This is a genomic window from Oceanobacillus aidingensis, assembly GCF_042654105.1.
In the GTDB taxonomy this organism is placed as follows: Bacteria; Bacillota; Bacilli; order Bacillales; family Amphibacillaceae; genus Oceanobacillus; species Oceanobacillus oncorhynchi.
The window spans coordinates 126374-152216 of record NZ_JBHSFT010000008.1 but is presented as its reverse complement, the minus strand read 5'-3'; the positions used below and the strand labels follow the sequence as shown (position 1 = coordinate 152216).

Below are 25843 nucleotides of genomic sequence, written 5' to 3'. Positions count from 1 at the left end.
TAGCTTTAGAATAAAGATTTGATCAATTGCTCCGGTAGACATTCCAGCTTCAGATGCAATTCTTCGGATAGATGCTTTTTCAATGCCTTCCGTTTCAATAATTTTCCAAGCTGTTTCAGCGATCATTTTTCTTTTGTGACCATGACCAACTATTTTCGGCACTCAAATCACCTCTTGCTTTTATTTCGCACACTGTGTTATTATCATTTCATCACAGTGTGTGAAATAAATAAGGGGGGATGTTTAAATTCTTGAAATCACTTATTGGAACATTAAAGCTGATGGGCATTATAAAAGTGGTGAAATAGGACCTTCTTGAACAATTAAATCATTTGTAATGGTGCATTAAACTTCCTTTTTAACCGAACAAGTTTATTAAATGGTTTTGTGAACAGTTTGGGAGATAAGAAAAGGAATCTTAGAAATGAAACGAAGATAGTCATGGGCAATGCCTACTTTTTTTAGGGAAAGGAGATTGAAATAGATGGATCTTCATTACGAAATTAAAGGAAGAGGAAAGCCAGTTATACTACTTCATAGTGGAGCTATGGATTCACGTGACTGGGAATTCATCACACCACATCTTTCAAAGTCGTTCAAAGTGATCACTCTTGATGTCCGGGGTGCAGGGAAGTCACCTGTTCCGAATGAACCCATTGATTATGTTAAGGATCTTAGAAAACTCTTGGATCATCTTAAAATTAAGAAAGGTGCCCTCGTTGGACATTCCCTAGGTGGACAAATTGCAACTGATTTTACTCTGACCTATCCAAAAAGGGTGTCTCAACTGGTATTGGTCGCTCCAGGCCTGTCGGGGTTTAAATTTTCTTCCGAACATGCGGAATTAGAGAACCGAGTTTCTAAAGCTGCACCAGATGTTGAGAAAATGACTAATATAATATTAAGCGAGCCTTCCTGGAGCGTTTCTTTTGGAAAAGCATACGATTTATTGCGCGAAATGATGATACACAATATTCAAAAGACCTTTGATTGGAAAACATTCGAAACTGTTTCCTCTAATTCAGCGATGGAAAGATTGGGAGAAATTAAAACGAAGACACTTTTTATCATAGGCGAGAAGGACTCAGAAGATCTCTTTAAAATCGCACAATTATATAAGGAAATTCCCAATATTAACTTTGTGCGTATACCTGGTGCTAATCACATCATCACTTTGACCCATCCTGAGGACGTTTCCGACCACATCAGTCATTTTTTGAACTTACTAGAATGGTAATATCACGAAAACACAGATAAGGGATCAGGTTCGGGAAAATCGCAAGTGGAAGCAATCGACCCACTATAACGTTATCCTGAATGTGGTTACCGTCAGAAAGTCTTTAAAGACTACTTATCATTTAAGTTTGAGACTCCTAAATGGCTTGAGGTAGATGAAATACATTGAATATGCCTTTGAAGTTATAGTCCGTTTGTGTTATAACGAGCTACACTTCAAAGAGCATTTTGTTGAACAGTTGCATGAAGTAGCTTTATTATATTACAGCTTTTCCTTCCATTACAGGCATAGCCGTCATATTTTTAGTAAAAATACAGTTCACGGATAAGCTTGTAACTTGTTGAAGTTAAAAATAAATTATTTTAGAATGGCAGTAAATTAGAGGAAAAATTCACATTTTGAATCATAGGTTTAAAAAATAGTTACTTTTCAATAAAAATCTGATAGGAAGTGTGAAAAATATGTTGGATACTATATGTTTTTTCTGCAAAAATAAATTTACGATTAATCATTCTGATTCACAATATTATAAAATCAAAAAAGGAGAAAATAAATACTATATATGTAAAAGTTGCAATAATTCATTTCAACAAGAAGCGATTAATAAAACTGGAATAAGTCCGGATCAAATTGATGATTATGATAAGTTTTTCCGGTATAAATAAAACTCTCTTTAATATCGCGTAAATGTCAATTTTTTCATCATTCTTACAGCCGAACATATTTACTTAAAAATCTGAAAGGAATGCCAAGGCATCCATATTCTGTTAAAGGAGTTAATTGAATGAATTTCATAATTACTCTTTTTAAAAATACAAAGACGATCCGAATTTTCGAAACTGTATTTTTAAAAACAAAAATTATGCAGCTTGTTGTTGTTGAATAAGCTTTGCTTGGATACGATCTGCAGCTAATTTGGAAGCATTATAAATCAAAGCGACCATATCAAAATGAACTTTCGCACGCTTTCCAGTGCGATAACGAACATTGTTGAGCTGATAGAACTCTTTTAAATAAGCATTGACACGTTCGACGGCTGTCCGTTGTTTAAAAATGTTTTTCCAAGCTTTTGATCCGCGTGCAGGCGCAGTATAACGTCTTAAATCGGTGGTTATCTTGACTTTATACACTTTTTGACAGATACCTTCGTTCGCAAGTGGACAATCGCTACATTCCTTAGGTCTGGTATATTTCAATGTTTCGTATTTCGGATCAAAGCTGTCATATTTATAGGAATGTTCTCGCAAACAGGTTGGGGCAAAATCCTTATCAAACCCGATGATTTCGCCTTCATTGCGCTTATTATAGGCAATGACAGACTGTTGACACATGCGATGAATCTGTTCATAAATCGGTTCAAAATCATAACCCGCATCCAATGTCTGGTAAGAAGCAGACGTAAGCGGAAGTCGTTGATCCATTCCCTTCAATAGGGCAATAGCGGCTTTTCCATCATTTAAGCTGCCAGAAGAAAACAAGGATTGCAGAATATATTGGCTTGATGCACCAACTGCGAGGTGCCCTTTGTAGCCAAACCAGTATTCGTTTTTACCGTCTGCATTCTTTTTCACACCCCATTTGGGGTTCATTGGCACCTCTGCACGTAATACGTCTAATTGAGCTTTGATTTTCTTTTCATACAATGGCAGATTCGCTTCTTTTTCTGATTGTTCTTGAAGATATTGGTCGCGCTCTTCCTTCGATTTGCGCCCGCGCTTTTTTGGTGCGATTTCCGACTTTTCTTCTTTTTGAGCAGGTGCCTTGTCTCGTGCTTCAAAATGGGTGGCATCGATGGCAATGACTTCATCGGCAATAAAGCCTTCTTCGATAGCTGCAAGTGTTACTTTTTCGAAGGATTTTTCTAAAATATCCGATCCACTCAATTTGGTAACCAGACGGGAATAGGCAGCCTCTGATGGCGTAGCGTCAGAAACTAGAAATCCACAGTTCATTTTAAAGATAAAATCATCATTTAGACGTTTGATTAAGTCTTTTATGGTTGGGATACGCTCGATATAACGAATAAAAAAGGAAATAATCATCCCTGCATAATTTAGTTCAACAGGCGCTCCAAGCCGGGATTTCTTATTAATTGCATGATAAATACGATCTAAATCAATCGCTGAAATAATCGCTTCATATTTTTGGGTAGGTTCCATGTCATATAATTCTTGGATGCCAAATAGGCTTGGTTGTCGTATAATGGTCATAAGAAGTACTCCTCCAGTCTTTTTACGGTTTTGTGGTTATTACCATTATACAAGATTTGGGGAGGTACTTCTTTTTTTATGCCCTGGACTCATTGGGACGCAAGGGTTAAGAATTATGAAATTCACTCAATCTACTAACTCATTGAATAATATTAATACATGATCAACTAACTCAATTGACTTTCATTGCAGAGTGTTTCTAAATGGTAACGGATTACTTCCTTTACCTTTTCTGGAGAATAGACATCAGGTCTTAACAGAGCATGAATGGACAATCCATCAATTAATGCCGCTAGCCTACTCTTTTCTAATTTTACATTAGTTGAATCAGATAGAATCCCTTGTAGAGCTAATATCTCGATCATTGAACTTGCTAATTCATACATACCGTTAGTCATTTCATCTTTTTTTTCTTTTAAAGTATCACTTGTAAGTGACTGAAGTGCAAGGATCCACCAAACACTCGTTTCGATTTTCTTTTCTTCATCAATTGGTATAAGCTCTAATAAAACTTCCGCAACCGCCTGCAATGGATTGTCTGACCAACTTTTACTTTGAGAACGTTTTTTCCCTTCTTCCAGATAATAATCCATGATAAATAATAACATTTCATCCTTAGTTGAAAAATAATGTCTTAACGCTCCAGCAGACATACCTGCTTCAATAGCAACTCTTCTTATAGATGCTTTTTCGATTCCCTCTTTCTTAATAATACTCCAAGCGGCCTCAGCAATTGACTTCCTCTTTTTTTCATGATTAACAATCCTTGCCATAAAAAATCACTTCCCTTTCTTAACACAGTGTGTTATTATAACTTTAACACACTGTGTTATTTAAATTATAACATATAAAAAGGAGGGACTCTATATTTGATCGAAAGTATTGAAGCATTGATGCCTTCTTCATCAATAGACACATCGATAGCTTTGCTAATTATTTCTATTTGCGCATTAATTGATATATTAAGTCCTGGTGTACTTGCTGTAACAGCTTATTTATTATTGACACAGCCTAATCAATTATCTTCTCGCTTGCTTGTTTTTTTGTTTATTACGCAGTTTGGCTACTTCGTAGTGGGCTTATTCCTATACTTTGGTGGAGATTCACTATTGAAAGGAATCGGAAAATTATCTGAATTTGACTTTATCAATTGGTTTTATCTCCTTTTTGGAGCAGTTATGGCTCTAATTAGCTTCTGTAAACCAAATGATACTACAAAAAAACGTTTAATTTCATTTATACCCCAAAAAACAACGATGAAATGGATGATCATGTTAGGTATCATTGTTTTTCTAATTGAATTTGTAACTGCCTTGCCTTACTTTTATTCAATTTTGTTAATGAATCACCTAACAATCGAGCCTTCCTCTTCTATCTTTATTATAATTGGCTACAATCTTGTAATGGTGCTTCCTTCTCTTCTTTTGTTAGGGGTAAATATTATGTTTAAAGAGAGACTGCAACAATTTCTAAATAAAATTAGATCAAAATTAAATGAAGCTCCGATTTCCTCACTGTTGGTAGCGATAGGAGTAGTAGGTGCGGTTTTTTTCAATATCGGTCTTAGAGGCATATTAAATTAAAAAATTATTAATGAGGTGTTCATCATGAAAGAAATAATCAGTGGACTTGGTCTACTTTTTGTTATACAGGGAGTAGGCGGATTAATCAATCATTTGACTAATGGTGGAAAAAGTTGGTTTTTGGTAAATTATATTGATGCGTTTCAGGGATTTGAAATTGTTATGGACATTATATTTATTGTAGTTGGCGGAATCATAGGTTTAGCCTCTTGGAAAATAGATGGATCAACTAAAAGAGAAAATTAAAATATAAAGCAAATAGTACGGCTTATACATAGCCGTCCAGTTTGGCGGATGCTCCGTTGAGATATATTTTTAAATATTCATAGAGGGGAACATAAGAATTATTATGAATTCAAGACATATAGGGAGCTCGTCTCTCCAAAAGGAAGGTCGGTTATACTTTATCGATAACCTAAGGGCAGCTCTTACAATGTTAGTAGTGCTACATCATTTAGTGTATTTTTCCATCTATAACGAGGTATTATCACAAGGATCTATTGGGGCTGTTATGGGCCTTCTATTCCTTGCTTTTAATCAGACTTTTTTCATGGGGACGTTTTTTCTTATTTCCGGATATTTTGTTCCTTCATCTTTTGAACGTAATGGAGCAACCCGATTTATCAAAGATAGATTCATCCGGTTCCTAGTCCCGTTTATCTTCTACGTTCTCATTCTTAGCCAAGTTCAATCAATTGAAGTCTATATGCTTAACCAGGAGCCATTTACATGGCAAACCTATTTTTCACATTTAACTTACGGGCCGATGTGGTACGTCGAGCTACTTTTCGTATTCGTTTGTTTATACGCAGTCTGGGCGAAATTTATGAGTAAAAATAAGCTATCAGTAGTTCGTCAGAGTAAGCCACCCACCTACACAATGCTTGCCATCTTTGTCATGATATTAGCAGTATCGTATTTCATCATAAGACTGTGGGTCCCTGCTCTCGACTTGCCAGGCGGATCTCCCAAGGTTCGAGCATTCGTTGGACTATTTACAGCAAGCGGCTATGATCTCCCACAATATGTCGGGCTATTCATTTTAGGCATCATCGCTTATCAACGCAATTGGTTTCGAAATACCCCTGATTCTATGGGGAGGGCAGGTTTTGGAATTGCAATTGGAGCATCGATTCTTCTCCTTCCCTTAGTCTTGATATTTGGGGTAGACGAATTACAGTTTTCTGGCGGCTGGAACTGGGCATCTTTGGTTTATTCTCTGTGGGAAGCTCTATTTTGTGTTGGCGTCATTCTCGGATTAATCATATTCTTTCGCAAAAGAGTTTCTCGTCAAGGAAAAAGTTGGAGCTTCTTGTCAGCCCATTCCTTCGTGATTTATATCATTCATATACCGATTATCGCTATTGTTATGGCTGGATTGAAGGTCATCCACTTTCCACCATCCTTCATGTTTCTAGCTATGATTCTGATCACGATACCACTTTGCTTCTTGTTAAGTTATATAATTAGGCAGATTCCCTTTGTGTCAAAGATTATTTAGGGATGGTGAGTTTTAAAGAAAAAAGAGGATACGACGATAACCATACCTGCCCTTATGCTTCTCAAAAATAGAACTAATGAGCCTTTTTCACTTTGAATTTTTATCTGAGTGCTTAAAGAAGTATTAATTTTATAATAATAAGTGTTACGTGGAATACCGGCAATTTTGAGTAATGCCTTCACAGGATAATCGTGCCTTAGCTCATATACTACTTTTACTTTTTGTTTTGTCGTAATTTGTTTTCTTCTTGAACTAAGGCTTTCAACTTTTTAAATAGAATTTTCCATTTAATAATATGTATAAATTCTTACTCCCACCTGGCTTATGTTCAGTTGGGCTTTTTTGTATTTAATGAATAATTTTTCTTAAAATATTGCTCTTTTTTTTGGCATTTCATAAAAAAACTTGTTGAAGGTTATGAAAGGGGAAATCATCACCCACCTTTGCAGTTGCGAAGGGAGAGGAAATGCATGATCGAACCAGATCGTAACGAGTGGCAAGTTCGCTGTGCATTTAATGCCTTTTGTAAACGAGTATTGAAGAATGAAGCAATCAATATTTACAACGAAAGGCGACAACAACAGGCAAAGGAGCTGACGTTTTCTGATCTCACCCCACAAGAAGAAAATCAACTTTTTACCTTAGATAAGCAATATGAAGGAGAAGAAGGACAAAGTTTTCAAGTGGCTGGAAAGAAAATAACTCCGAAATTACTTGCTGAGGCGTTGCATACTTTGCCAAAAGAAAAGCGTAAGACCGTCCTACTATACTACTTTTTTGATAAGTCGGATGTAGAAATAGCTAAATTACTCGATATTCCACGCAGTACCGTTCAGTATAGGCGGACAAGCTCTTTCAAAAGGTTAAAACGATTTTTGGAGGAACATGCAGATGAATGGGATGATTAATTCTAATGTTGAAAACAATGAGCGTGGTTTATTGCCGTACCCAATTATTTTAGCTGCAAATAAGGGTGAGCCAGAAGCAATGAAAGTAGTTGTTTTGCATTATGGAAGCTACATGACAAGCCTGTCCATGCGTAAGCTCCGTGATGAACATGGAAACACTTATTGGGGCATCGATGAAGATACACGCGAACGCTTACGAGCGAAGCTTATGCAGTCGGTTTTAGCTTTCAAGATTTGAATCAATAACGGTAGGTTTTCCCTTTCGTTAACCATATATTGTGTTCTTTGACAAAGAAAGCACGGAAGAAAACGCCGTGCAGTATAAACAAAAATCAGATACGTTCTACTGATGACGAGCCACCTGATTCATGCGCCATGACTTCCAAAAGGAACGAGCGGTCATCTACGAATCTAGTGCAATCGTGGTGGATTGCTGGCGATAACCCATCAGTATGGATAATGATACTCCCCTACCGTCATGGTTCGAGCGTTCAAAGCGTCGCAAGCTATGAGTAGGGCTGGAAGAAATACTTGCAGGGGTGAAATTCCCGTGGAGCTGTATCAACAGCCGTCTGATTTTTTATATTTTAATTTAAGACTAACCTTCCAGTTATGACAAAAAACCTTTTATTTTAGTGCAAGAACCAAATTCACGCAATGTATTAGAATTAGTTGTATAGACGCGATATAATAATAGACAGATATCAAATAGCATATCCTAGTCTATGGAAAGGAGTTTATATGGTCACAGTCACTAAAAAAGACTTGATAGCACTAGGTTATGGTCCTTCTTATTCAGCTGATATCATTAGAGAATGCAAAAAACTAATGATTTCAAAGGGCCACACGTATTATCAATCTAAAAAGTTGGATCGTGTTCCTAAAGAAGCTGTAGAGGAAGTATTAGGGATAACTTTAGACGTGTGATTTGTACTTCTTGCACTAATTGCGTAAGGAGTGAAATCATGACTAAAGATATCGTCAAAAAGGCAAAGAACGGAACTTATTATTTTAGGGCAAATTTAGGATATCACCCCATCACTGGCAAGCAAATTCAGAAGTACCGCAGTGGTTTTAAGACTAAAAAAGAAGCAAGGGAAGAATATTCGAGGTTACTTCTTACAAAGTCAGACGCATTAGAAGAAAAGCAAGATGACGTTTTATTCCAACATTTTATTGAAGATATTTTCTTACCTTGGTATAAAACACAAGTAAAAGGAAGAACGTACGATAATCGATTACCAACTGTAAGAAAACATTTCACTTTTTTTAATAACTTAATCACAACGGAAATTACTCCAATCCATGTTCAAAAATGGCAATTAACGTTATCTAAAAAGAAGTATCGTTCTTCTTATATTAGAAATGTTCAAGGGTTGTTTTCCATGGCAATGGATCGAGCTGTTGTTTTAGGATTAGCTGAAAGTAATCCGTCGAAAATTGTTGGAAATGTTAAAAAAACAAAGACAAAAATAGATTTTTGGACAAAAGAAGAATTTGAAAAAGTCATCTCTCTCTTTTATAAGGAAGACTACTATCAACATTTTTTATTTATTTCGTTATGGTTTTTATTTATGACAGGTATGCGGATTGGAGAAGCCACTGCAATTCAATGGGAAGATATTGACTTTGATGCTGGTGTATTATCTATTGATAAAACACTCTACTACAAGAATTTAAATAACTATTCTTTTGTAGAACCGAAAACAAAAGCCAGCGTTCGTCATATTGCATTAGATGAGGATACATTAACATTACTCCACGAATGGAAGAACGTGCAGCAGTCTGTCGTTCAAACCAATTTTGTGATGAGCTATAATGGTATCCCCACACAAAAGCATACGTTAGCAAATGCCATTACACGTTATTCTGAAAAAGCTAAGGTGCATCGGATCAGGTTACATGCATTAAGACATTCTCATGCTTCCCTGCTCATCAGCATGGGTGAAAATCCATTAATCATAAAAGACCGCTTAGGGCATGAAGATATTGAAACAACATTAGGTACTTATGGGCATCTGTATCCTAATAGTAATTTTGAAGTCGCTCATAAACTAAAAGGTATATTGTCTTATCAAACTGCAACTGAAAATAAAGATACTTCACCTAAAAATCAATTCACTGCTCATTACCTGCGTAAAGATTTAAAAACAAATAATGCAATAACAATGCAATGAAAATAGAGTAAAGAGCCGAAACCCTTATAAAAAAAGGGGGTTCAGCTCTCCTTCTACTATTCCCACTCAATCGTAGCCGGCGGCTTAGAAGTAACATCATACACCACTCGATTAATATTATCCACATCATTCACCAAACGCGTCGAAATCTTCTCAAGCACATCCCAAGGAATTCTTGCCCAATCCGAAGTCATACCATCAATAGAAGTTACCGCACGAATCCCAATTGTATGTGCATACGTACGAGCATCTCCCATGACACCAACACTCTTGATGTTTGGCAGGACAGTGAAGTATTGCCAGATATCGCGGTCAAGACCTGCTTTTGCAATTTCTTCACGAAGGATTGCATCGGATTCACGAACGATTTCTAAGTGTTCTTCCGTTACTTCACCCAGGATACGGATAGCAAGTCCCGGCCCTGGGAATGGCTGACGCCAAACGATACGGTCAGGAATTCCTAATTGCGAACCTAATTCACGCACTTCATCCTTGAATAATGTATTTAATGGCTCAATTAATTCAAATTGCATATCTTCCGGCAGACCGCCTACGTTATGATGTGATTTGATGGTTTGAGCTGTTTCTGTTCCACTTTCAATCACGTCAGTGTAGAGCGTTCCTTGCGCTAAGAAATCAATATCCTTTAATTTTGCTGCTTCATCGTCAAATACATAGATGAATTCATTTCCGATGATTTTACGTTTTTGCTCTGGATCGGAAACGCCTGCTAATTTAGATAAGAAGCGGTCCTTTGCATCTACTTTGATAATATTCATCTGGAAGTCTTCTGCAAATACTTCCATCACGTCGTCTGCTTCATTTTTACGAAGGAGACCGTGATCAACAAAGATACAAGTCAGCTGGTCGCCGATAGCTTTATGAATTAAAGCAGCAACAACAGAGGAGTCTACGCCGCCGCTTAATGCGCAAAGTACGTTGCGGTCGCCGACAGTTTCTTTGATCTTTTCTGTTTCCATTTCGATAAAGTTTGCAATCGTCCAGTCTCCTGTACATTTACAAACATCGAAGACAAAGCTGTTTAATAAATCATTTCCATACTCGGAATGACGTACTTCCGGATGGAATTGCACCCCATACATTTGCTTATCAATATCGCTGATAGCAGCAACTGGTGTAGATGGACTTGTTGCATCAACGATGAAAGAAGGTGGTGCAGCTGTAACTTTATCACCATGACTCATCCATACCGTCTGTTTTGTCGGTGTATCTTTAAATAGAGCCGGGCTTTCATTTAATTCGATTAATGCTTTTCCGTATTCGCGGTTTTTGGATGCTTCTACTTTACCGCCAAAATGCAGGGACATTAATTGCATGCCATAGCAAATACCGAGGACAGGAATTCCTAATTCAAAGATTTCCTCATCACAACGGAAGCTGTCTTCGCCATAAACACTGTGCGGTCCGCCGGAAAGAATGATTCCTTTTGGATTCATTTCTTTGATTTCTGCAGCGGTCAGTTTATGTGAATGAAGCTCACTATATACGCCAAATTCACGAATACGGCGTGTGATTAATTGGTTATATTGACTGCCAAAATCTAAAACCAGTACTAATTCATTGTTCTCCATAACTAGACTCCAATCTGTATCTTTTATAGAAAATAGCTTGTAAACTATACGTTCCTTTACCCTGTATTCGAAATACTTTGTCTCACCTATTAAAAAGCCCGGCTTCCACCTTTCTACTTCCTGCAGCTCACGCACACAAAAAATCATAGAAAGGCAGAATCCGGGCAGCATAAGCAAACCTTCTTCTGCCTTCATAGTCGAGTCATTTACGGTGACCCGGTAGAAACTTTCGAACCTTATTTTCGAGGATATACGAAAGGCATATGTCAAACGATAATTTTTCATTATGGGAAGAAATATTCTTACAACGTCTCCCACAGTATTTCCTTTTTCATTCTACTAATTGATACGCCCCGGGTCAAGCCATTATTTGATTGATTAAATTTTTCCATAATTGAATTATTTCCTCTTTTTCACCTGTGAGCCGTTTACTGTAAATCATCCGCTCGTAGATTCTTGTCAGCTTGCTCATTTCCACGGCAAAAAGATGTTCATCCACTCTTCGGGCAAACTCCCTTAAGGTTTCGTCACTTCCTCGTTTGAAGCCTTTTTTACCTGTAAGCTTTAACAGGTAGAGATAGGCTTCCTGGAATGCCGTCTCGTCAAAATGGTTTTCCAGCTTTCTTTGCAGGAAATAAATCCGTATCTCTCTTCGCTTTATATAAAGGGCAAGTAGAATCAGCAACAGAACAATCCCTATTCCAATAAGGATATAACCTGTTAATGCAGAAATCCCTGTCTCTTCATCGGAAGCAGCTGTATCTTCTTCCTGATCTTCCGCTTCATCAGTCTCTTCTTCGTCTTCTGCGCCTTCTTCCTGGTCTAATTCTGGTGCTTCGAGCGGTTCTTCTTCCTCTGGCAAAGGATAGTCATTTTCATCGACATCCGCTTCGAAGTCAGCCATATTGGTGAAGCCTTGTGTCGGTTCAAATGGCACCCAGCCTACCTCTGGAAAATAGACCTCTACCCAAGAGTGAGCATTGCTGTTGGCAACTTCATTCACATGCGTTTGTTCTTCTGCATTGGAATCGATTCGTTCTCCACTAGTGAACCCTTTCGCCCATCTAGCAGGAATCCCTTCTGACCGGAGCATCACAACCATGGCGGTAGAGAAGTTATCACAATAGCCAATCTGCGTCTCAAATAAAAATTGGTCGACATAGTCCTCTTCTTCTCTTGGCCTTGGAATATCTGTTGTCTGGTATTCAAAGCCATTTGCACTGAAATAACGCTCGATTGCGCGTGCTTTATCGTATCTTGTTTCATGATTTTCTGTTATTTCTGCGGCTAAATCTCCCACTCTTTCCGGAAGATCATCCGGCAGCTGTGTGTAACGGTCCCGGACTTCTTCAGGATCCTGTTCAGAGTTATTCTGCAGTGCTTTGATATCAAAGGATGGACTCTCATAGTTTATTTCATAAGCTTCCAGCGTACTGTCCTCTCCATCCCGTATCGTTTCGATCCCCTCCATACTTTCATCAAGGTGAAAATCAACCGGTTCCTCTGTTCTAATAGAGGAGACACCATAAGGATAGACGACCTTTGGCAGCCGGTTACTTCCCGTAAAAGCAATCTGTGTCTCTAACGTTTCTGTCTCGACACTGTCCTCGAAGGTAGATAGGGTAATCTGCCCGCCTGTCTGATGCAGAAGGTTTCGATCTTGCGAAGTCTCCCATCCCTTGCCTGTATAGACATCCTTTGTTTCAATCCGCCAATAATGATCCTCTTCTACGGTCGCTTCAAAAAGAACTGTATCATCCTGGACAAAGGAGCCGCCAAGCTGGGAATCATCTTCTCCATATCCAACCCGTCCAGTTCCGACGCCGCTATCTCCTATGTTATCGGCTGCCCCCTGCAAAAATGGCAGCGGGTCCGGCCATTGCGGTTCTGCTTTCGGTGCTTGATATCCAATAATACTTACGATTGCTACGACAAACACAAGCGGCAGCAGCCAATATTTTAATCGTTCGCCGACAGAAATAGGAATTCGTTTATTTTCAATCTCCTTACTCAAGCTGGACATTCCGAGTGCAATAAAGGAAATAATGAAAATACGGACGATTGCCGCAGCGCCTTCATATACCGTAAATGTATCCAAAATGCCGATATAGACAAAGGTCAACAGAATAAATAAGATAATATTTTTCATTCTGACAAACCAGTAATAAAGCAGATAGCTCATCAGCCAAATGAGCACCAGGAATAATAGACTTCTGAAAAAGTTGGTAAGCATATACCAGTCGCCTGAAAACATCAACTCCATATTATACATGACTTCCTGGAGGACTTCTCCTGCCCAGTTCAGGTCTAAAAAGCTTGTCTCAAAGTAAAGCATATGGACGATAAAAAGCAATCCCAGTCCTTTTACAGGGATACTAATCAGCCAATGCAGCTGAAAATAAGAAATAAAAAAGCAGTACAGCGCGAATAATACAAAAACACCAATATTGGTTTCCGAAATATCCCCAAGCGGATAGAGCCATTCTAAGAAAAGGCAAAATCCTGCAATATATAATAGTAGTGTATGCAGCGTTTTTACTTGTTTTTGGGTCTTTATCATTTAAAAATCACCTCAACCGGATCCGCTGCAAGCTGTTCCATACTTAATTGCTGTACCGCTATCCCGGAAAATCGCAAAGGCTCAAGCAGATGCTTCTCCGTGTCCGGCAGGACTTTCTCTGGATGGATATAAATAATCGATAAATGCTTCATACGCTGTCTGGCTTCCTGGATAGCCTGCACAAATTGGGGATCTATGGATGTTACAATCAAAAAGATAATATCCGCTTGATGGAAATGAGCCATTTCTTCACGAAAACGGATGGAAAAAGAACCTTCCTGTTCCCCTCTCGCTGTCAGAAGATAATGCTTCATCCGCTCCATTTGTTGCTCACTTTGTCCCAGCTCAAATACATGCGGCCTCTCGCCAATAGAAAGAAAGCTTGTCTGATAATCTTTCTTTGCTATTTTTTCTATAAAAGATAAGCTCATTTCAATTGATGCTTCATAGATAAGTTCATTTTTATTCCCGTTCATAAAATTATCATGAACCAGCAAGATATCCATGCTTTTCTCCCGGTCAAATTCCTTGGTCATCATCGTTTGTTTTCTTGCTGTCTGTTTCCAGTCAATCCATGCAAATCGGTCCCCTGGAGCATATTCCCTGGCTCCGGAAACAACGGTCGTATTCATATGCTGTAATTGGTTGGATAGCACTCTGCCCTGCTCGTAGCTTGCCATATCACTCACTAAACGAAGCTCATGCTCATAAGGATAGACAGCGAATGTATTTTCCACCTGAAAATCGCGGCTTTTCTTAATAAAACCAAATATATCACCTGTTTGGATCGTTACTTTATCCAGTACATGCTCTCCGCGCGGCAGGGATTGTATCGAATAACTGAATGTAAAATTTCTGCGGAATAGAGGAAATAACATACGTATCAGTCTGCGAGAAACTGTCATTTGTCCTGAAGCCTGAGAAGAAAGGTATTTCGCCTTCTTTGTATCTTCCTTCATTAAAGACTGGGGAAATTTTTCTTCAAACGTACAATATAATAAAGGAAAAGGCAGCTTCCGTTTTAAATGCACCTTCACAACGATTTCATCTCCCGCCTGACATACCGGATTCTCGATTTCCCGGTAAATCTGCCACGCACGCAGTGGATAGCTGGCAAAGAGGAGCTGGTAGATGCCGATTGGCAAGTAGCCATAAAATAAAAACCAGCTGACAAATCCTCCCTGGAACATGGCATAGCAGAAGAGAATAACAATGAGTGTCAAAACGCCAAGACTGCGAAGGATAATCCGGAGATTCTCCTTCATTCTCCAAAGCCTTTCTTAATCGGGATATGAGCAGACTGTATAATAGAATCAAGAATTTCCTCACTTGATTTGCCTTGATATCGCGCTTCTGCTTTCAGCATCACCCGATGAGCTAACACAAATCCTGCCAGATACTTCACATCATCCGGGATAACATAATCTCTTCCTTCGATATACGCATACGCTTTGGAGGCTTCCATTAAAGCAAGTGACCCTCTCGGACTCACGCCTAAATAAATCGAAGGGTGTGATCTCGTGCGCGTAACGATATTTAAGATATATTGCTGGATCGTTTCGTCTATATAGACACTTTTGGCTTCTTCCTGCGCCAGCAATAATTCCTCCTGCGACATCACTGCCTGGATTTCTTCAATCGGATGATGGCTTTTATTTCTCGCAAGCATTTCTAACTCGTCCTCATAGGTTGGATAGCCCATGCGCAATTTTAATAGAAAGCGATCGAGCTGCGCTTCTGGCAACGGATAGGTTCCTTCATATTCAATCGGGTTTTGAGTCGCCATCACAAAGAAAGGACTATTCAACCGTCGTGTCTCTCCGTCTACAGTGACGCTCTTTTCTTCCATCGCTTCCAGCAAGGCGGATTGTGTCTTGGGAGACGTCCGGTTAATTTCATCTGCTAGAAGAATATTTCCAAAAATCGGTCCTTCCCGAAACTCAAATTCTAGTTCTTTGGGATTGTAAATAGACACCCCTGTCACATCCGACGGCAGCAGGTCTGGTGTGAATTGAATCCGGCTAAAATTACAATTTACTGATTTTGCTAATGTGCGGACGAGCATTGTTTTCCCTACTCCGGGCACATCCTCCAGTAAGACATGACCTTCTGTTAATAAGGCTACTAAACTCAATTTTACAATTTCTTCTTTACCAAAAATAACGTCATTAATATTATTTAACACATCTTGAATCTGTATATTTTCTGCTAACTTTTCCTGTTCCATCATCACCCTCCTTATCTTCCTGAACCTTTCTGCCTTTCATGTTACTATATTAGGAAGCATATTGAAACGAAATGCATTCCAAAGTTTTAGTTATCTCTTATTGTGGACAAATGATAGAATGAATATTCATTGGTTGGTTGTTAATGCATTTTTCTGATATATATTAGTTGGAACAAAGATTTTACTTTCTAGCAGTCGCTCCGGAAATACACTACGCTTTCCACGGGCTTGTCCTCAGCCTCCTCAAAAAAGATAGATTAACTATTTCAACTTAGATAGTTTAAACTCATTTTTATAAGAATCTTTCAGTTGAGGAGGAAAAGACCACTAAATGTAATTTCACTTAATAAGTTCACCTTACATTATAAAGTGAACTTTATGTCGACGAATTACACTGTTATTTTCAACATGCAAAAAGAGCAGCCGGGGTTTCTTCCTCAGCTGCCCTTCCTTTTAATAAAATCAGATTTCCCGAAACCTTCCTACCATAAAGCAAGGCGCTGCTTCGAGGCTGGTTCAGGATACACTGTATCGATTTGCTTCAAATCCTGCTCTGTTAGTTCCATTTCCGCTGCTTTTATGTTATTCACAACATGATCCGGATTACTGGATTGCGGGATAGCAATCGTTCTTCCATTCCGTATCGACCAGGCTAATAGAATTTGGAATACGTCTGCCTCGTGTTTTTCTGCTAGATCCTTTAACACCTGTTGTTTCGTTAAATTCGCTCCGAAGCTGTCGCCGCGGTCAATTGGAGAATAAGCTATCACGGGCATGTTATGCTGAGCCATCATCGGCACTAAATCAAATTCGATACCTCTGTTTGCGACATTATAGCGTACTTGATTCGCTTTGCAGTTATCCCCGCCCGGTAAATGAATCACATGCTCCAAATCGTCCACGTCTAAATTAGAAACGCCCCATGCTTTGATTTTGCCTTGATTTCTTGCCTCCTCTAAAGCTTCTACTGTTTCTTTAAGAGGAACCTCTTCTTTCCAATGCAGTAAATATAAGTCGATATAATTGGTTTCTAACCTTTTTAAACTATTATCCAAGCTGACTGGCAAATCTTTTTTTGATGCATTCGACGGGAGAACTTTTGAAATAAGAAATAAATCTTCCCGGGCATAAGGCTTTATAGCGCTTCCAACTAATTTCTCCGCATTCCCGCTGCCGTACATTTCAGCCGTATCAATCAATTGTACACCCTGATCAATCCCGGTGCGGATGGCCTGTACTTCTTGATTAAATGTACCCGCCTTGTCTCCCATGTTCATGGTGCCTAAGCCAATCGGCAGCACTTCTCTGCCGGCAATTTCCACCTTTTTCATTGCGCTTCACTCCTCTTTTTAGGAACTGCTTTCTATGTCTGTTCCACTCTTAGAGCAAAATGAAACGCAAAAGAGGCGGTATCGAGAAAATAACGAGTTTTACACCTTTCTTTTAAAACATTAAAGCGCCCCAACGACTGGATGAGGTATATATAATTCTTCCAGATAATCTATCTCCTCAGACGTCAACTGAATATCTAATGCAGCTACTGCACTTTCAATATGATTGTCTTTTTGGGCACCGATGATTGGAGCTGCAACCTGATTCTGGTGAAGAAGCCAAGCCAGGGCAACTTTATCTCTTGTTGTCTGATGGTTGTTTGCTATTTCACCCACACGTTCTACGATACCATTATCCGATTCCATCATAGCATCATATTTGGACTGTTGAACGGTATCTGTTTCCGAGCGATACGTCGTTTTAGACAAGTCACGTGTCAATCTTCCTGAAGCAAGCGGACTATATGGTGTGAGTGCTATTTTTTCATCCTCGCAGAAAGGTACCATTTCACGCTCTTCTTCCCGATAGATTAAATTATAGTGATTTTGCATAGAGACGAATTTCGTCCAGCCGTTGCGTTCCGCTACCCGTTGAGCTTTTTGGAACTGCCACGCATACATGGCGCTGGCTCCGATATAACGTGCTTTTCCAGACTTCACTACATCGTGCAGTGCCTCCATCGTTTCTTCAATCGGCGTATCGTAATCCCAGCGATGAATAATATATAAATCAACATAATCTGTCCCAAGACGTTCTAAACTATGATCTATTTCACTCAAAATGGCTTTACGGGATAAACCGCCTCCATTTGGACGATTTGGGCGCATCGTCTGGTGCACTTTAGTAGCCAGAACGATATCGTCACGATTGGCATAATCGTTTAACGCTTTCCCAAGAATCCGTTCACTTTCTCCCATGGAATAAACATTCGCCGTATCAAAGAAATTAATTCCTGCATCGATCGCTTTTTTTATCACAGGCCGGCTTTTTTCTTCATTTAAAACCCATTTATGAATCCATTTTTCGGGATCTCCAAATCCCATCGCTCCCAAGCAGATACGAGAAACATCCAGACCAGTATTGCCAAACTTTACATATTCCATCTAAAACACCCTTCTTTGATTAAGAATATTCGCTTTTTTCTAACGGTTGCCAACAAATCTACTTTATATTCCCCTCATTATCTATCATTATAAAACGCGGTATCTTTGACAACAAATGCCTAGATTGCATGCAATTCATACTCCAAAAGCATACTTATATTACTTACGACAAATAGGATTTATCGCAAATGTGATAAATCCTATTTGTTTATTATCGAAACGTATTTTCCCGTAAATCGGTATGGTTTAAACCATGTTCTTTTACTGCATGCAAATCACTCTGACCTGCCTGTGGCATACTTATTACTTCCATTCTTCTGCCAGTTAAAAATAACGTGGATTACTTTATTTTATCCTCTAAATTCGAGATAAATTTAGCAGGATTCCCGCCAACGATGGTGTTCGGCGGAACATCTTTCGTAACGACGGATCCAGCTGCAACAACCGAATTTTCACCAATTGTTACCCCAGGCAGAATGGTTGCATTCGAACCAATCCAGGTTTTCTCCTTCAATTCAATGGGTTTAAGGTACATCGTTCCCCGGTTTAACGGATCATAGTCATGATTGATAGTTGCGAACACAACATTATGCCCGATTAAGCTTCCATCACCGATAATGATTTGTCCCTGATCTTGAAAACGGCATCCCGAATTTATGAATACATTTTTCCCGATGCTTATGTTCTTTCCAAAATCGGAGGTAAACGGTAGAAACAAGGAAAAACTTTCATCTAATTCTTGGCCGGTAATCTGGGACATCTGCTGTCTGATTTCTTCATTGGTATACACGCCATTATTTAATATGGCACATAATCGCCTCGTTTCATCTGATACGGCCACCATTGCCTTATTGACTTCTGAACCGCCATGAATCACACCTTCTTCTGCCATTTGTGATAACAATTCCTCTAATTCCATGTGGATCGTTCCCTTCCAGCTGTATTTCTATTTCATTCACTATTTTAAGAAGGCACTGTCATAACCTTCATGCTCATCCAATCTTACTTCCATTTAAACATAGCGGCTAATGCTTTTCCATGATTTTATAGTGACTTCGTTCTACCATTTCCAGGGTGGATAAGTAAAATGGAACAGTTATTAAAATAATAAACAAATTAAAAAACCATGAAAAGCTGTCACACTCTTCATGGTTTTCAATTTATCCGTAATGAATCGGTCCGTTTGGTCCAAGCGGAATACCAAGCCACATCCAAACAACCAGCATGATTGTCCAGCCTATCAAGAAGAAGATAGAGTATGGAAGCATGGTTGATACGAGGGTTCCAATTCCCATTTTCTTATCATATTTCTGGGCAAAGGCAATAATTACTGCAAAGTATGTCATCAATGGCGAGATAATATTTGTTGCTGAATCAGCAATACGGTATGCCATCTGTGTAAATTCCGGTGCATAGCCAAGCTGCATCATAATCGGAACAAATACGGGAGCCATCATGGCCCATTTTGCAGATGCACTTCCAATAAAGATATTGATAAATGCAGCAATCAGAATAAACAACAGAATTAAGCCAATTCCGCTGAAGTTTACACTGTCTAAGAATTCTGCTCCATAAACACCAATTACCAGTCCCATATTGGTTTCATTAAAGTAAGCGACAAATTGACCTGCTGTAAAGGCAAGGACGATAAACATCCCCATTGATGCCATCGTATCGCTCATTTGTGCTGCAACATCTTTATCACTTTTAATTTCTTTGGTTATCAAACCGTAAACAAGTCCTGGGATTAAGAATAAAATAGCGATAATCGGTACAAGGGAATCCATAAATGGTGACATGATAATCCCGTCTAATCCAGGGTCTTCTCCACGCAGCGGCGCATTAGAAGGGATAACCAGCAATGCCGCGAGTACAAAAGAAACAACAAACGAAACTGCTGTCCAAATAAGTCCTTTTTTCTCTATTGCTGTAATTCCTTTTATGTCTTCCGTTGCTTCTCCTTTATACGTACCCAGCCGAGGCTCCACAATTTTTTCTGTTACCCAGCTGCCGATAAGGGTGAGTATTACCACTGATGCGGCAATAAAACCGTAGTTCATGGCAATATTCATTTGCTCTGCATAGGCAGGGTCAATAATAGCAGCTCCGGCAATGGTCATTTCTCCAAGCATCACATCTGTTCCGGATAAGAATAAGTTCGCACTGAAACCGCCAGATACGCCGGCAAATGCTGCCGCAAGACCTGCTAATGGATGGCGTCCAAGCGCCGCAAAAATTAATGCACCCAATGGAGGTAAAACAACATAGCCTGCATCAGAAGCCACACTGGACATTACCCCCGCAAAAACGATACCTAATGTAATAAAGCGGTTCGGGATTGCCAATACAAACCCGCGCAGCAACGCACTAATAAGGCCTGTCCGCTCTGCTACCCCGATTCCAAGCATCGTAACAAGTACTACACCAAGCGGCGCAAATCCGATAAAGTTATCGGTCATACTGCCAAAAATATATTCAATCCCCTCTGCATTCAGAAGATTCTTAATTTCCACCGCTTCTCCTGGATCGCCAGGGTTTTCAACACTTATATTAAATGGCTGTAATGCCGCAGAAAGGACTAAAACCAGTAAGGCCAAAATGGCAAATAATGTAGCCGGGTGCGGCAATTTATTTCCGACCACTTCCACAAAATCTAAAAATCGTTGAAATGGATTCTTTTTCTCTTTAGACATATTGTCGCTCCTCTCTTTTTGTAAATCGATAATATTCTGACTAATAAAAGGCCTAGAGAACGGTTCTCATTATACATAGATTAATCGATAATGAAAACCCTTTCCGCAAAAGTAATAAAAGTAACATTAGGTATAATTTTATGAATACTGTATTTATTATCAAGGAGGCCTTCTGTAGAACGGTCTTAACATTTCGTTTAATATGCTATCCTGCAGCATGAAAAACCGAATGTAAGGTACCCATTCGGTTTTCATATTTACTCTTATTATTATGATCAAGAAAGCAGCTTATCTGATTTCGCTGCTTGCAGCGCCTGCTCAAAATCATGGATTATATCATCGGTAGCTTCAATACCGCAGGAAACACGGATAAGCCCTTCCGGTATACCAAGGGCTGCACGCTCCTCTGGTGTGCATTCCACATGGCTGGTTGTTCTTGCCGGTCCTACTGTTGTTTCCACTGCCCCTAAGTTCGCAGCACGATGGGCAAACTGCAGCTTTGGAAGTACTTTTCGAACTGTATCGATGCCTCCCTTTACAGAAAAGCTCAGCATGCCGCCAAAATCATCCATCTGCTTTTTAGCAATATCATGATTGGGATGGTCTGGCAAGCCGGGATAAAATACATCCTCTACGATATCCTGTTTTTGAAGGTATAATGCCAGCGCCATCGCATTTTTACATTGCTCACGAACACGAAGATGTAATGTTTTCATACCACGGAGGACTAAATAAGCAGCCATGGGGTCCATTGTAGCACCATTGATTTCCCGATAATGGAAAATAGGCTCAATCAGCGCTTTCCTGCCACAGACGACACCCCCTAAAGCATCGGCATGCCCTCCCAGAAACTTGGTCGCACTGTGGATAACAAGATCTGCTCCAAGAGCCAGCGGACGTTGATTCATCGGTGTTGCAAACGTATTATCCACAATCACTAATGCGCCCGCTTCCTTCCCTGCCTTAGCCATCCGTTCAATATCGGTTATTTTTACAGTTGGATTCGTAGGCGTTTCTAAATATAAAATTTCACAGCCTTTGTTTATCTCTTTCTCCATTTCTGCCATATTTCCTGTATCGCATAAATGAACTTCAATTTGCTGACGCGGAAGAAATTCGGAAAATATTTTATTCGTTCCGCCATAAGTGTCTTTAATAGAAACAATTCGATCTCCCGGAACTAAAAACGTAGCTAATGTGTTGCTGATTGCTGCCATTCCCGTTGAAAAACTGGTTACCGCTTCTGCCCCCTCCATTTCTTTGATTTTATCTTCAAAGGATTGGACGGTTGGATTCGTATTCCGGCCATAAATATGCCCTGCTTTTTTTCCTGTAGCTACGTCAAACCATTCATCTATATCATCATAATTATAGGCTACGCTCAACACAACAGGCACCTGCGTCGCCCCATGAACCAAATAATCCGCTTCTCCCGCCCAGACCGTTTTGGTCGCCAAGTCAATTTCTTTCTTGTGTGTCATTTTCTCAGCCTCCTATTTTGCCGCCTTCCCTTACCCGGCAGAATTTTCATTTTTGTCTTCCTCTATCTCTTTCATTGGCATGGATTCCTTGACATAAAGATTTCTTGGTACGTTTCCAAATGTTCTGCAGCCTGTTTCTGTCACATAGAAAGACTCGCTGACTTCAAAGCTTTCCCCCTCCGACCAGATGGCAGGAATGAGATGGAATGTCATATTAGGACGGATGATTGTTTTATCCCCTTTTCGAATACTTGCTGTATGCTCCCCCCAGTCTGGAGGATAATTTAATCCCATCGAATAGCCGAGACGTGACTCTTTGAAGACGCCATGTCTCTCTACCGTTTTCCGCCAAACTGCTTCTATTTCCTCACAGGTGACTCCCGGCTTAATAAAATCAAGACATACATGCAAGCCTTCTAAAACAATAGATGATAGTTTTTTCATCGATACAGACGGCTTCCCAATTTGAACGGTCCGCGCAATCGGGGCATGATAGCGCTGATAGCAGCCTGACAGCTCTAAAATAACGGTCTCATTCATCTGATAGGGCTGATCCGTCCATGTTAAATGAGGCGTGGAAGTCCGTTCGCCGGCTGGTAGCAATGGTATAATCGCTGGATAATCGCCGCCAAATTGCGGCGTTCCACGGAATTGTGCATAGCTGATTTGGGCAGCGACATCACATCCTCTAACCCCTTCATTCACCAATTCGATTCCTGCCTGCATCGCCTGTTCAGAAATCACTGCAGCACGCTCCATCATAGCTAGTTCCGCTGGAGACTTTTCGATACGCAGCCAGTTCACAAGTAACGTCGCATCTTTAAATATTGCATCCGGAAGCCCTTGAGTTAACGCAGCGTAACATTTTGCCGTAAAATAATAACTATCCATTTCCACACCAATATGGCGGCTGCTTAAACCGATTTCTGTTAAAATTGCTGCGATGAAATCCATAGGATGGGTTATCTGCGAATGTACATACGTGTCTGGATAAGCAATTATATTTTCTTCCCGAAGCCATGTGGTCACTTTTGCAGCATTGGCATCTGCTGTTCTCCCTATCCAGATTGGCTGCTCCTCCTCATCAATTACAACCAGCATCTGATGGACATAAAAGGACCAGCCGTCAAAACCGGTTAAATAATACATATTTGCCGGGTTGGTGATAAGCAATACTTCTATTTTCTGCTTTGCCATACTCTCCTTTGTCTTCGCTAAACGTTCCCGGTACTCCTCTCGAGCCACTTTCACAGCAAACAAGCCCCCTCCCTATCTTCCTATTTTCCAAAAATGCTCTTCTGCGATGAAAAGATATTTATTTCTGTTTGAATTTATTATATATTTAAACTATTCTTTAAATCATCCGACATTTTGTATGAAAAGAAAATTATTTTATTATACAGTTAGGGGGTGTCGTCCTAAATAAAAAAAGCATGATCATACGGACCATACTTTCTCTTCGTTTGATTCTTTTATACTTCCACTCGTTACTCCGCTCATGCTTTGTTTATTTCCCATGCTCTCATACTCAACTCCAACAGGAATAAATGATGAGAATCATGGAGCGACAGTCCCGTCAACGCTTCTATTTTTCGCAAGCGGTATAACAATGACTGTCGGTGAAGATGGAGTGATTGAGCTGTTTTACTGACATTTCCCCGATGCTGCTGGAAAGTGAGAAATGTTTCTATCAGATTAATCTTCCTTTCTTCTTGATACATTAACAGCGGCTCTAATACGTTCTCCCTGATGGTATCCATTTCTGAAATAGGATGGAGCTGCAACAAAATCCGCTCAAGCACTGTATCTTCATACCATGTACGCGGATTTCCTTTCTTTTCTCCAATTTGCATTGCCTGTTTTGCTTCGATAAATGATCTTTGAAAATCGGTAAATGATTCTACTTTTCCACTAACTCCCCAACGTAAAGTTACCTCAGGAAAAAAAAGTTTCAGTCGTCTGTCAACCAAATCCAAAAAATCCGTCGCAAGCTGATAATCCGTCTGATGCTTGATATGCAAATATACCAAAAATGCTTCCTCTGTTTGCGTCATCATCACTTCTTGTTTTAACGTCTGCGCAGCATATACCAGTTCTTCCTCTAAGTAGCCAAGCATCGTTTTCTCCCATAAAGTATAAGTGCCTGATGCATTTTTCCTCTGTTTATAAATCTCACGCAGTTTTTCCGGCTGAGCAAGAATGCATACATACGTATGATAAACAGAGTACCCTAACGGATTTGCACGTAAAGCCGCCTCTTCCACATTACGAAATTTTCCTTTTGCCAGTTCTTCGACAAAATCACTGCGCAGTTTATTCTCTGTTGCTTCCACGGCATTTCTTTTAGAGAGCCATAAGGCAATCGTTGTAGCCGCATGCTCCAGTATTTGACCGTATTTATTTAAAAAAGGCTCGTAAGCTGCCTGATTGGGAAGTTCTACAAATAAATAGCCTTTCGCTTCGCCGGTTACTTGCAAAATAGGAATTTGAATCAGCTCTTTATCCAGAAAAGCAACTAAATCAAATTTTTGCCTATATGGGTCACGCATGAATCTATCTTGTCGAAGAATGATTTTCTCTTCCATTTGAAAAACAAGCTGCCATTTTTCCTGTGCTCCTTTGGAATACTCCTCCAAATCATACAAACGAAAGTGATGATCCGTCAGGTATACATTTGCAGCGACCTGCATTTGGATAAATTCCAGCAGCTCGTGCAGACGTTTTTCTTCCAGAAGAAATTGCAGCAGCTCCTGCTGTACCTTCACATTCTGAAGGATTTCCGAACTTTTCCTCTGTGCCAGCTCCTCCATGACGAATTCCACAATCGTTGCAAAACGGATTTCCCAGGGAATGCGAATCATTGTTAAACAATGCGATTCTGCCAACGCTTTGATTTCAGACGGTATCTCATTAATATGTCTCCCTGTTGCAATGACTAATGCACTCGCTTCTGCACGGATAATATCTTCTACAAATTGCATGAAAGCATCCAAATCATCTTTACAGCCAAGCGCTGTAGTTAAAACAAGCTCATTTTTCCGGACAAAATTCTCCACAGGCATTTCAATGACAGATACCCATTGGATTTTCTTCTCAGAAAAGTTCGATTTCCCTGTCTCGACAACAGCCTGTGCAAATAACTCTTCCTGCAACATATCTTGAACTGTAATTTCCATTTGGTCCCTCCTCGACACTTCTTTTATTCTATTTAAACTACTTTTTCATTATTCTAACAGATA

At 39.6% G+C, this 25843-nt stretch carries 21 protein-coding genes, 1 pseudogene and 1 riboswitch; of the genes and pseudogenes, 8 read left to right on the top strand and 14 right to left on the bottom strand.

The window, feature by feature from the left end; genetic code table 11:
• Positions 1–12: 12 nt before the first annotated feature.
• Positions 13–162: pseudogene (locus tag ACFO3P_RS06330) on the bottom strand (TetR family transcriptional regulator); the annotation flags it as partial.
• 322 nt (positions 163–484) lie between these two features.
• Here ACFO3P_RS06330 and ACFO3P_RS06325 point away from each other — a divergent pair.
• Positions 485–1237 carry an alpha/beta fold hydrolase gene (locus ACFO3P_RS06325; protein WP_193063117.1) on the top strand — a complete coding sequence of 251 codons (753 nt, stop codon included), beginning with the start codon at positions 485–487 and terminating at the stop codon, positions 1235–1237.
• 860 nt (positions 1238–2097) lie between these two features.
• On the opposite strand, the gene ACFO3P_RS06320 is transcribed toward ACFO3P_RS06325, so the two are convergent.
• Entirely contained in the window at positions 2098–3447 is a 1350-nt protein-coding gene (locus ACFO3P_RS06320) for a transposase (protein ID WP_193063115.1), read from the bottom strand.
• A 167-nt stretch (positions 3448–3614) separates the two neighbouring features.
• Complete coding sequence (locus ACFO3P_RS06315; protein WP_042532680.1) at positions 3615–4220, bottom strand: TetR/AcrR family transcriptional regulator; 606 nt, start codon at positions 4218–4220, stop codon at positions 3615–3617.
• 96 nt (positions 4221–4316) lie between these two features.
• Between ACFO3P_RS06315 and ACFO3P_RS06310 the strand changes: the two genes are divergently transcribed.
• From ACFO3P_RS06310 to ACFO3P_RS06280, 7 genes are all read left to right on the top strand, one after another.
• A complete protein-coding gene (locus ACFO3P_RS06310; protein WP_042532678.1) occupies positions 4317–5030 on the top strand; it encodes a GAP family protein in 714 nt (237 codons plus the stop codon).
• A 24-nt stretch (positions 5031–5054) separates the two neighbouring features.
• Entirely contained in the window at positions 5055–5276 is a 222-nt protein-coding gene (locus ACFO3P_RS06305; protein WP_042532676.1) for a hypothetical protein, read from the top strand.
• Between the two features lie 103 nt (positions 5277–5379).
• Complete coding sequence (locus ACFO3P_RS06300) at positions 5380–6531, top strand: acyltransferase family protein (RefSeq protein WP_289585189.1); 1152 nt, start codon at positions 5380–5382, stop codon at positions 6529–6531.
• Positions 6532–7001: 470 nt separating this feature from the next.
• The gene (locus ACFO3P_RS06295; RefSeq protein ID WP_193063111.1) at positions 7002–7439 is read left to right on the top strand and encodes an RNA polymerase sigma factor; all 438 of its coding nucleotides are present in this window, start codon (positions 7002–7004) and stop codon (positions 7437–7439) included.
• Complete coding sequence (locus ACFO3P_RS06290; protein ID WP_193063109.1) at positions 7423–7677, top strand: helix-turn-helix domain-containing protein; 255 nt, start codon at positions 7423–7425, stop codon at positions 7675–7677. Before ACFO3P_RS06295 ends, ACFO3P_RS06290 begins: the two co-directional genes overlap by 17 nt.
• Positions 7678–8180: 503 nt before the next feature.
• Positions 8181–8366, top strand: coding sequence for a DUF3173 domain-containing protein (locus tag ACFO3P_RS06285; RefSeq protein ID WP_010097541.1), 186 nt, complete (start codon positions 8181–8183; stop codon positions 8364–8366).
• 38 nt (positions 8367–8404) lie between these two features.
• On the top strand, positions 8405–9616 hold the full coding sequence (locus ACFO3P_RS06280) for a site-specific integrase (RefSeq protein WP_193063107.1): 1212 nt from the start codon (positions 8405–8407) through the stop codon (positions 9614–9616).
• Between the two features lie 56 nt (positions 9617–9672).
• Here the strand turns inward: ACFO3P_RS06280 and guaA are convergent, their stop codons facing one another.
• The 11 genes from guaA to ACFO3P_RS06225 all read right to left on the bottom strand — a co-directional run bounded on the left by guaA (position 9673) and on the right by ACFO3P_RS06225 (position 25780).
• Entirely contained in the window at positions 9673–11208 is a 1536-nt protein-coding gene (gene guaA, locus ACFO3P_RS06275; RefSeq protein ID WP_042536056.1) for a glutamine-hydrolyzing GMP synthase, read from the bottom strand.
• A gap of 174 nt (positions 11209–11382) precedes the next feature.
• A riboswitch (purine riboswitch) is annotated at positions 11383–11484 on the bottom strand.
• Between the two features lie 82 nt (positions 11485–11566).
• Positions 11567–13768 (bottom strand): transglutaminase TgpA family protein, encoded by a 2202-nt coding sequence (locus ACFO3P_RS06270; RefSeq protein ID WP_193063105.1) that lies wholly within the window; start codon positions 13766–13768, stop codon positions 11567–11569.
• A complete protein-coding gene (locus tag ACFO3P_RS06265) occupies positions 13765–15033 on the bottom strand; it encodes a DUF58 domain-containing protein (protein ID WP_193063103.1) in 1269 nt (422 codons plus the stop codon). The genes ACFO3P_RS06270 and ACFO3P_RS06265 overlap by 4 nt, the downstream gene beginning before the upstream one ends.
• Complete coding sequence (locus ACFO3P_RS06260) at positions 15030–15995, bottom strand: AAA family ATPase (RefSeq protein WP_379542301.1); 966 nt, start codon at positions 15993–15995, stop codon at positions 15030–15032. The genes ACFO3P_RS06265 and ACFO3P_RS06260 overlap by 4 nt, the downstream gene beginning before the upstream one ends.
• 482 nt (positions 15996–16477) lie before the next feature.
• Positions 16478–17326 carry an aldo/keto reductase gene (locus ACFO3P_RS06255; RefSeq protein ID WP_289585191.1) on the bottom strand — a complete coding sequence of 283 codons (849 nt, stop codon included), beginning with the start codon at positions 17324–17326 and terminating at the stop codon, positions 16478–16480.
• A gap of 120 nt (positions 17327–17446) precedes the next feature.
• A complete protein-coding gene (locus ACFO3P_RS06250; protein WP_289585192.1) occupies positions 17447–18430 on the bottom strand; it encodes an aldo/keto reductase in 984 nt (327 codons plus the stop codon).
• A 340-nt stretch (positions 18431–18770) separates the two neighbouring features.
• Entirely contained in the window at positions 18771–19349 is a 579-nt protein-coding gene (locus ACFO3P_RS06245) for a DapH/DapD/GlmU-related protein (RefSeq protein ID WP_193063096.1), read from the bottom strand.
• A gap of 241 nt (positions 19350–19590) precedes the next feature.
• Positions 19591–21123 carry an AbgT family transporter gene (locus tag ACFO3P_RS06240; protein ID WP_042532639.1) on the bottom strand — a complete coding sequence of 511 codons (1533 nt, stop codon included), beginning with the start codon at positions 21121–21123 and terminating at the stop codon, positions 19591–19593.
• Between the two features lie 275 nt (positions 21124–21398).
• Positions 21399–22604, bottom strand: coding sequence for a cystathionine gamma-synthase family protein (locus tag ACFO3P_RS06235; protein WP_042532638.1), 1206 nt, complete (start codon positions 22602–22604; stop codon positions 21399–21401).
• Positions 22605–22634: 30 nt separating this feature from the next.
• Positions 22635–23855 (bottom strand): M24 family metallopeptidase, encoded by a 1221-nt coding sequence (locus ACFO3P_RS06230; protein ID WP_276325302.1) that lies wholly within the window; start codon positions 23853–23855, stop codon positions 22635–22637.
• Positions 23856–24100: 245 nt separating this feature from the next.
• A complete protein-coding gene (locus ACFO3P_RS06225; protein WP_042532636.1) occupies positions 24101–25780 on the bottom strand; it encodes a PucR family transcriptional regulator in 1680 nt (559 codons plus the stop codon).
• Positions 25781–25843: the final 63 nt, after the last annotated feature.

Coding starts and splice junctions, on each gene's coding strand:
- ACFO3P_RS06325 (WP_193063117.1), top strand. CDS start 485: ATGGATCTTCATTACGAAATTAAAGGAAGAGGAAAGCCAGTTATACTA.
- ACFO3P_RS06320 (WP_193063115.1), bottom strand. CDS start 3,447: ATGACCATTATACGACAACCAAGCCTATTTGGCATCCAAGAATTATAT.
- ACFO3P_RS06315 (WP_042532680.1), bottom strand. CDS start 4,220: ATGGCAAGGATTGTTAATCATGAAAAAAAGAGGAAGTCAATTGCTGAG.
- ACFO3P_RS06305 (WP_042532676.1), top strand. CDS start 5,055: ATGAAAGAAATAATCAGTGGACTTGGTCTACTTTTTGTTATACAGGGA.
- ACFO3P_RS06300 (WP_289585189.1), top strand. CDS start 5,380: ATGAATTCAAGACATATAGGGAGCTCGTCTCTCCAAAAGGAAGGTCGG.
- ACFO3P_RS06295 (WP_193063111.1), top strand. CDS start 7,002: ATGATCGAACCAGATCGTAACGAGTGGCAAGTTCGCTGTGCATTTAAT.
- ACFO3P_RS06290 (WP_193063109.1), top strand. CDS start 7,423: ATGAATGGGATGATTAATTCTAATGTTGAAAACAATGAGCGTGGTTTA.
- ACFO3P_RS06285 (WP_010097541.1), top strand. CDS start 8,181: ATGGTCACAGTCACTAAAAAAGACTTGATAGCACTAGGTTATGGTCCT.
- ACFO3P_RS06280 (WP_193063107.1), top strand. CDS start 8,405: ATGACTAAAGATATCGTCAAAAAGGCAAAGAACGGAACTTATTATTTT.
- guaA (WP_042536056.1), bottom strand. CDS start 11,208: ATGGAGAACAATGAATTAGTACTGGTTTTAGATTTTGGCAGTCAATAT.
- ACFO3P_RS06270 (WP_193063105.1), bottom strand. CDS start 13,768: ATGATAAAGACCCAAAAACAAGTAAAAACGCTGCATACACTACTATTA.
- ACFO3P_RS06265 (WP_193063103.1), bottom strand. CDS start 15,033: ATGAAGGAGAATCTCCGGATTATCCTTCGCAGTCTTGGCGTTTTGACA.
- ACFO3P_RS06260 (WP_379542301.1), bottom strand. CDS start 15,995: ATGGAACAGGAAAAGTTAGCAGAAAATATACAGATTCAAGATGTGTTA.
- ACFO3P_RS06255 (WP_289585191.1), bottom strand. CDS start 17,326: ATGAAAAAGGTGGAAATTGCCGGCAGAGAAGTGCTGCCGATTGGCTTA.
- ACFO3P_RS06250 (WP_289585192.1), bottom strand. CDS start 18,430: ATGGAATATGTAAAGTTTGGCAATACTGGTCTGGATGTTTCTCGTATC.
- ACFO3P_RS06245 (WP_193063096.1), bottom strand. CDS start 19,349: ATGGAATTAGAGGAATTGTTATCACAAATGGCAGAAGAAGGTGTGATT.
- ACFO3P_RS06240 (WP_042532639.1), bottom strand. CDS start 21,123: ATGTCTAAAGAGAAAAAGAATCCATTTCAACGATTTTTAGATTTTGTG.
- ACFO3P_RS06235 (WP_042532638.1), bottom strand. CDS start 22,604: ATGACACACAAGAAAGAAATTGACTTGGCGACCAAAACGGTCTGGGCG.
- ACFO3P_RS06225 (WP_042532636.1), bottom strand. CDS start 25,780: ATGGAAATTACAGTTCAAGATATGTTGCAGGAAGAGTTATTTGCACAG.